5 protein-coding genes are annotated in these 7,599 nt (G+C 69.3%); all 5 read right to left on the bottom strand.

From position 1 onward, the window contains the following. The coding region (locus tag ACFWRT_RS01675; protein ID WP_463287394.1) for a phospholipase D-like domain-containing protein at positions 1 to 425 on the bottom strand (425 nt) is incomplete at its 3' end. A gap of 321 nt (positions 426 to 746) precedes the next feature. Next, entirely contained in the window at positions 747 to 1,640 is an 894-nt protein-coding gene (locus ACFWRT_RS01670; RefSeq protein WP_380948999.1) for a S1 family peptidase, read from the bottom strand. Between the two features lie 661 nt (positions 1,641 to 2,301). Next, the gene (locus ACFWRT_RS01665; protein WP_380948998.1) at positions 2,302 to 3,276 is read right to left on the bottom strand and encodes an acyl-ACP desaturase; all 975 of its coding nucleotides are present in this window, start codon (positions 3,274 to 3,276) and stop codon (positions 2,302 to 2,304) included. A gap of 216 nt (positions 3,277 to 3,492) precedes the next feature. Beyond that, on the bottom strand, positions 3,493 to 5,727 hold the full coding sequence (locus ACFWRT_RS01660) for an excinuclease ABC subunit UvrA (protein WP_380948997.1): 2,235 nt from the start codon (positions 5,725 to 5,727) through the stop codon (positions 3,493 to 3,495). Positions 5,728 to 5,794: 67 nt separating this feature from the next. After that, a complete protein-coding gene (locus tag ACFWRT_RS01655) occupies positions 5,795 to 7,426 on the bottom strand; it encodes an ABC-F family ATP-binding cassette domain-containing protein (protein ID WP_380948996.1) in 1,632 nt (543 codons plus the stop codon). Positions 7,427 to 7,599 lie beyond the last annotated feature (173 nt).

Genomic DNA, 7,599 nt, shown 5'->3' with positions numbered 1-7,599 from the left:
AGCGGCGAGAGGTAGAGCGGCTTCCGGAACCAGGCCACCGTCACCCCGGCCTCGTCCATCATGTCCAGCTGACCCTTCTCGATCAGCCGGGAACCAAAGCCGTCCAGCATCAGCCGCACCCGGACACCGGCCCGGGCCCGCTCGGCCAGCGCCTCGGCGAAGTCGTTCGCGATGTCCCCCCGCCAGTAGACGAAGGTCATCATGTCGACGGTGTGCTCCGCCTCACGGATCGCCTTCAGCATCGCACCGAAGATCTGATCACCGTTACGGAGCGGGATCAGCGCATTCCCCTCCGTCGCCGCGATCCCGATCAGCCGCTCCAGCCTGCGCCTGAGCCGCGAGGAGCGTCTCTCGCACACCTCCGGATCGAGTTCGGCCGGATCGTCCGACGGCGTACCAACGGGGGTTTCGATGACCTCGGACATGGTCTACCTCTGTGTCCATGAGGCTGCGCATGGGCAGCGTTCCGGCGCTACGTGACGGGAGTCAAGCAGCGACCGTCTACCCCCTGATAGCCCGGGGATTCAACTGGCCGAGCGCAGAAAATAAAGGGCGTTCCTCAAGACGGTGGTCCGGCGTCCGGGTGGGCCAGGCCGCAGGTGGCGCGGAGGGACGAGGTAAGGGCTGCCGGGCGGCCACGCGGCGCACTCCGGCGGACCGTGGTGGGCACGGTCCGCCGGAGTGCGCCGTCGCGCGGGTCTTCGGGCGCTCGGCCGGCCGTCAGCCCGAAGACCCGGTGGCATGAGCTACAGGACGGTCGCCCCGTACGCGCTCAGCGCCTCGGTGACGGGCTGGTAGAACGTCGTGCCGCCGGTCCGGCAGTTGCCGCTGCCGCCGGAGGTGAGACCCAGAGCGGTGCTGCCCGCGAAGAGCGCACCACCACTGTCGCCGGGCTCGGCGCAGACGTTGGTCTGGATCATGCCGTACACGATCCCGCTGGAACCGTAGTTGACCGTGGCGTTGAGGCCGGTGACCGAGCCGCTGCGCAGCCCGGTGGTGCTGCCGCTGCGTCGGACGGACTGGCCCACGAAGGCGTTGCCCGCCGTCGTGATGTCCTGGTACGAGCCGTTGTACAGGTAGACCCGGCCGTCGGCCGCCGCCGGGTTGGAGTGGCGGATGATCCCGTAGTCGTTGTTCGGGAAGCTCGTTCCGGTCCGCGTACCGATGGACCAGTTGGCGCTGATGTTGGTGCAGTGGCCGGCGGTCAGCGCGTGGGCGACGCCGTTGACCGACACGTTGAAGCCGAGCGAACAACGGCTGCCACCGGTGGTGATGGCCTCGCCGCCGGCGATCAGCGGGCTGAACTTGCCTTCGGCGCGCTTGACCGTGAGTTCCGCCTTGGACGTTGCCAGTGCGCTCTTGATCTTGTTCAGTTCGGACTTCGACACGGTGCTGTCGGCGGTGAGCACGATCTTGCCGGTGCTCGCCTCCGTGTACCAGGCGGTGCCCGCCACATCAGCGGCGAGGACGGCGGAGCTGGCGTCGGCGAGCTGCGAAACGGTCGCCTTGGCCTCCGCCTCAGGAGCTGCGACGGCCGAGGGCGTCGCCAGGGCCACGGCGGCCACCAGGCCGGACGCCACGGCGAGGAGCCGTGCGTGTCTGGACGTGCTGCTGATCGGCGAGAAGCGCTTGAAGGTCACGAGGTCCTCCGAGATATGGGGGGCAGCCCCGGTCGGGTGAGGTGGGGCTGTTGGTGCGGGAGGTTCCCACCCAACGATCATTGGGCGTGAACCTGTCAAGTTGCACGCTGGAATCGTTGACGTCGGAAGCCGCTGACGCAAGGCCGGATTCGCGCCCGCGAGCCCGGAATGCAGTGGAGGCAGATGGGGGGCGGCGGACTCGATCCATCACGCACAAGTGCCCTCAATGGAGAGATTGGTGTCTATAGCCCCAATATCCCGTGAGGCATGACGAATTTGTCATCCCTTTACACAAAGTTACCGTCAGTTACGCTACAGTCGCGCGTTATTCGCTCCACGCCGGAGACCTGCGAGGCCCTCTCGCATCGACCATACAAGGTGCATAGGTGGGAATTTTCCTTGATGAGGCGATAGGGGAATTCTGGCGGTGCAGTGCCTATTTGCCGCGTCTTGGGGCTGGCTGAATACTCGCCTCCGCCCTTGGGATGCTGCCATCTCCGGCCTTGAATACGTCCGGAGATGCCCTCTTGCGGACTGGTTCGGCGTATGCCGTCGGCGCAGTGGCGGCGGCTGTCACCGATGCCACCCCCGTCAGCGTCCCGGCCGGCTGACCGGGGCGCCGAACGGCAAGGGGGATCGGTGAGGCGGCGGACCGACGGCGTCAGGCGCGGCCGCGGGCCGCCATACGCGCCTTGCGGGCGGCGAGCCTCTCGTCGAACTTCGACGCCTCGCTGTCCAGTCCGCCCATGTACAGGCCGAGCTCCTCCTGTGCCTTCGCCCCCTCCGGGCCGAGGCCGTCGATGTCCATGACCTTCAGGAAGCGGAGCACCGGCTGGATCACGTCGTCGTGGTGGATGCGCATGTTGTAGATCTCGCCGATCGCCATCTGCGCGGCGGCCCGCTCGAAGCCGGGCATGCCGTGTCCGGGCATCCGGAAGTTGACGACGACGTCGCGCACGGCCTGCATGGTCAGGTCCGGGGCCAGCTCGAAGGCGGCGCCCAGAAGGTTGCGGTAGAAGACCATGTGCAGGTTCTCGTCGGTGGCGATCCGGGCCAGCATCCGGTCGCAGACCGGGTCACCGGACTGGTGGCCGGTGTTGCGGTGGGAGACACGGGTGGCCAGCTCCTGGAAGGCGACGTACGCGACGGAGTGCAGCATCGAGTGCCGGTTGTCCGACTCGAAGCCCTCCGCCATGTGCGCCATGCGGAACTGCTCCAGCTTGTCCGGGTCGACGGCGCGCGAGGTGAGCAGGTAGTCGCGCATCACGATGCCGTGCCGGCCCTCCTCCGCCGTCCAGCGGTGCACCCAGGTGCCCCAGGCGCCGTCGCGGCCGAAGAGGGAGGCGATCTCGTGGTGGTAGCTGGGGAGGTTGTCCTCGGTGAGGAGGTTCACCACCAGCGCGATCTTGCCGATGTCGGTGACCTTGGACTGGTCCGCCGACCATGCCTCGCCGTCCTCGAAGATGCCGGGGAAGTTCCGGCCGTCGGAGAAGGGGACGTACTCGTGGGGCATCCAGTCCTTGGCGACCTTGAGATGGCGGTTGAGTTCCTTCTCCACCACCTCTTCCAGCGCGTACAGCAGTTGGGCGTCGGTCCACGCCTTCGAACTGCCGAGGTGGGGAGAGGTGATCGTCAAGGGGAGCTCCTGGGGACGGGAGAGGGCGGGAGGGGGACGGGAGGGGGCCGGGCGTCGGGGACGGGCAGCGGGGACGGAAATTACTTACGCCTTCGTAGGTTACGAGACCGTAGGTTAAGGCGACCGTAAGGGCAAAGCCAAGCCCCTCCCCGCGGGCACCCGATCACGTACCGTCATGCGCGCAGCTCATCACCGCCGTGAGCCGGTCCTCGCAGGTCAGCGGCGGCTCTCGGGCAGGCCCAGATCCCGGCGCAGATACCGGGCGGTAACCGAGGTGCGGTCCGCCAGCAGCCCTTCCGGCGTCCCCGCGAAGACCAGCTCGCCGCCCTTCTTCCCGCCGTCCGGGCCGAGGTCGATCACCCAGTCCGCCCGCTTGAGCACCTCCAGGTTGTGTTCGACGCAGATCACCGTGTTCCCCGCGTCGACGAGCCGGTCCAGAAGATCCACCAGCGCGCCCGTGTCGGCCAGATGCAGTCCGGTCGTCGGCTCGTCCAGGACGTACACGCTGGAGGGGGTGCTGAGGGGCTGGCCGAGGGTGAGGTAGGTGAGGCCGACCTCGTCCAGCGTGCGCAGCTTCCGCAGCAGTGCGCGGTCCTCGAACAGGCCGACCGCCTGCGCCGCCGTCATCTCCAGCACGTCGACGATGGACCGGCCGCCGACCCGGTGCTCGAGTACGTCGTCGTGGAAGCGGCGCCCCTCGCATTCCTGGCAGGTGGTGGTGACCGGGTCCATGAAGGCCAGGTCGGTGGAGATCTCCCCACGGCCCGAGCAACCCGGGCAGGCTCCGGCCGAGTTGAAGCTGAACAGCCCGGCGTCCACGCCGTTCTCCCGGGCGAAGACCTTGCGGATGGTGTCCAGTGCGCCGATGTACGAGGCCGGGGTCGAGCGGGGCGAGGCGGTGATCGCGCTCTGGTCGATGACCACCGCCTGCGGGTGGGCCGCCGTGAACACCTCCGACACCAGCGTCGACTTGCCCGAACCAGCGACCCCCGTCACCACGGTCAGCACCCCGGCCGGGAACGACACGTCCAGGCCCTTCAGGTTGTGCAGATCGGCACCCAGGACCGGGAGATGACCGGTGGGGGAGCGGAACTCGACTTTGACGCCGGTCTGTTGCCGCAGACACCGCCCGGTGAGCGTGTCCGCCTCCCGCAACCGCTCGAACGGCCCCTCGAAGACCACCTGGCCGCCCTCCGCCCCGGCGCGCGGGCCCATGTCGACGATATGGTCCGCGACCGCCATCACATCCGGGTCGTGCTCGACGACCAGCACGGTGTTGCCCTTGTCCCGCAGCCGCACCAGCAGGTCACCGAGCCGCCCGACGTCCCGTGGATGCAGCCCGACGCTCGGCTCGTCGAAGACGAAGGTCAGCCCGGTCAGCGAACTCCCCAGGTGCCGAACCATCTTGAGCCGCTGCCCCTCACCGCCCGAGAGGGTGGTCGTCTCCCGGTCCAGGCTGAGATAGCCGAGCCCGATCCCCACGAGCCGCTCCAGCCGCTCACGGGCCGCCGCCGCGATCGGGCCGCCCACCGGATCGTCGATCCTGGCCAGGACGCCGACGAGATCGGCGACCTCCATCCGTCCGTAGTCGGCGGGCGAGAGCCCGTCGACGCGGGTGGCGAGCGCCGCCGCGTTCAGCCGCGCCCCGCCGCAGGCGGCGCAGACCCGTTCGACGGTGAACCGGTCGGCCGCCGCGCGCCGCTTGTCCGACAGCGATGCCGTGTCCCGCTTGAGGTAGAGCCGCTCGAACCGTGTCACCACTCCCTCGAACCGCATGTCGGCCGAGCCCGTCCGCATATCCAGCCGGACGGTGAACCCGGATCCGTACAGCAGGAGCCGACGCTCCTCATCGCCGTACGCGGAGAGCGGCAGGTCGTTGTCGAACCGCCCCGACCCGCCGTACAGGGTCCACTCCCAACTGCCCACCGTGAGACCCGGCAGCAGCAGCGCCCCCTCGTTCAGCGACTTCGACCAGTCCACCGCCCGGTCCAGGTCGAGCCGGACGGTGCGCCCCACCCCGTCGCACTCCGGGCACATCCCCGCCGGGTCGTTGAAGGAGTACGCGGTGGCCCCGCCGGCACTCGGCGTCCCGTACCGGGAGAACAGCACCCGGATCACCGACCAGATGTCCGTCGCCGTGCCCACGGTCGAGCGGATGTTGCCGCCCAGCGGCTTCTGGTCGATGACGACGGCCACCGACAGGTCCTCCATGGACTCCGCCCGTGGCCGCTCGTACTTCGGCAGCCGGTTCCGCAGGAACGAGGTGAAGGTCTCGTTCAGTTGCCGCTGCGACTCCACGGCGATCGTGTCGAAGACGACCGACGACTTGCCCGAACCGGAGACCCCGGTGAAGACGGTGACCCGGCCCTTGGGCAGGGTGAGGGAGACGTCGCGCAGATTGTTCTCGTGCGCTCCGGTGATGACGATGCCGCGCTCGGTGCTGAGATCCATACCGACGACGCTAGGTGGCATACCCGACAGCTTCTGTCGCCTTTTCCTGCGGATCTCCCGAGGCCGCTCACCGCCCCGACCGCACCTCCTCCGCCGTCGTGTCCCGCAGCTCCCCGTCCAGCCGCAGCCACCGGGTGACCCCGATCGCCTCCAGGAACGGCACGTCGTGGCTCGCCACGATCAGCGCCCCCTCGTACGCCTCCAGGGCCTCGGTCAGCCGTCGTACGCTCGCCAGGTCCAGGCTGTTCGTCGGCTCGTCCAGCAACAGCAGCCGGGGCGTCGGGTCCGCCAGCAGCAGCATCGCCAGCGTCGCCCGGAAGCGCTCCCCGCCCGACAGCGTCCCGGCCGGATGGTCGGCGGTACCCCCCTTGAAGAGGAAGCGCGCGAGCCGGGCCCGGACGCCGTTGTCGCTCAGGCCGGGGGCCGACCGCTGCACGTTGTCCGCCACCGACAGCCCGTCGTCCAGCGTGTCCAGCCGCTGCGGGAGGAAGCCCAGCGGCACCAGCGTCGTCGCCTCGCCGGAGAGCGGCGCGAGCTCACCCGCGATCGTCCGCAGCAGCGCCGTCTTACCCGCCCCGTTGCGCCCGGTCAGCGCGATCCGCTCGGGACCGCTGACCGTCAACTCCCCGTGCAGCGGCGGCCCGTAGGGCGGCACCGGATCACGCAGGAGCAGCACCTCGTTCCCCGGATGCACCCGCGTCGTCGGCAGCTCGATCCGGATCTCCTCGTCCTCGCGCACCGCCGACTCCGCCTCGTCGAGCCGCTCCCTGGCCTCCGCCAGCCGCTCGGTGTGCAGGATGCGGTGCTTGCCGGCCGACACCTGTGCGGACCGCTTCCGCTGGCCCATCACCACCTTGGGCTCCCGCTTGGTGTCCCACATCTTCTGCCCGTAGCGCCTGCGCCGGGCCAACTTCATGTGGGCATCGGCCAGTTCGCGCTTCTGTCGCTGCACATCCGACTCGGCGGCCCGCACCATCCGCTGCGCCGCCTCCTGCTCGACCGCGAGCGCCTCCTCGTACGCCGAGAGGTTTCCGCCGTACCAGGTGACCGCGCCCTCGCGCAGATCCGCGATCCGGTCGACCCGCTCCAGCAGCTCCCGGTCGTGGCTCACCAGGAGCAGTGCCCCGGTCCAGGCGTCGACCGCGTCGTACAGCCGCTTGCGGGCGACCGTGTCCAGGTTGTTCGTCGGCTCGTCCAGCAGCAGCACCCCGGGGCGGGCCAGGAGCAGGGCGGCCAGCCGCAGGAGCACGCACTCGCCGCCGGACATCTCCCCGACCGTGCGGTCCAGGCCGACCGAGCCGAGACCGAGCCCGTCCAGGGCGGCGCGGGCGCGCTGCTCCACGTCCCAGTCGTCGCCGATCACGGTGAAGAGCTCCTCGCGCACGTCACCCGCCTCGACGGCGTCGATCGCCGCCCGCCGCTCCGCGATGCCCAGCACCTGGTCGACCCGGAGCGCGGTGTCCAGGGTGACGGTCTGCGGCAGGTACCCGAGGCCACCACGGGTCCTGATCTCGCCCTCCTGTGGGATGAGTTCACCGGCGATGAGCCGCAACAGGGTCGATTTGCCGCACCCGTTGAGGCCGATGAGCCCGGTGCGGCCGGGGCCCACGGTGAGGTCGAAGCCGGAGAAGACCTCGGTGCCGTCGGGCCAGGAGAAGGAGAGGGAGGTACAGCTGATGTGGGTGTCGGACGTAGACATACGGATCTCCCGTGTACGTCGGGGAAATGAGCTGAGGACGGCTGACGAGCTGAGATCGCACACGGGCGCCCGAGGCCACGACGGGGCGTGGCGGCGCTGCGCGGTGCGGGGGACCTCAGATCAGCAACGTCCCTCTCCGATCCGACGACAACAGGAACAGTCACGAAGGTAGA

Source organism: Streptomyces cyaneofuscatus, from assembly GCF_042718795.1.
In the GTDB taxonomy this organism is placed as follows: domain Bacteria; phylum Actinomycetota; class Actinomycetes; order Streptomycetales; family Streptomycetaceae; genus Streptomyces; species Streptomyces cyaneofuscatus_A.
Note: the sequence above shows the minus strand (reverse complement) of the source record. Positions and strands in the feature narration are given on the sequence as shown.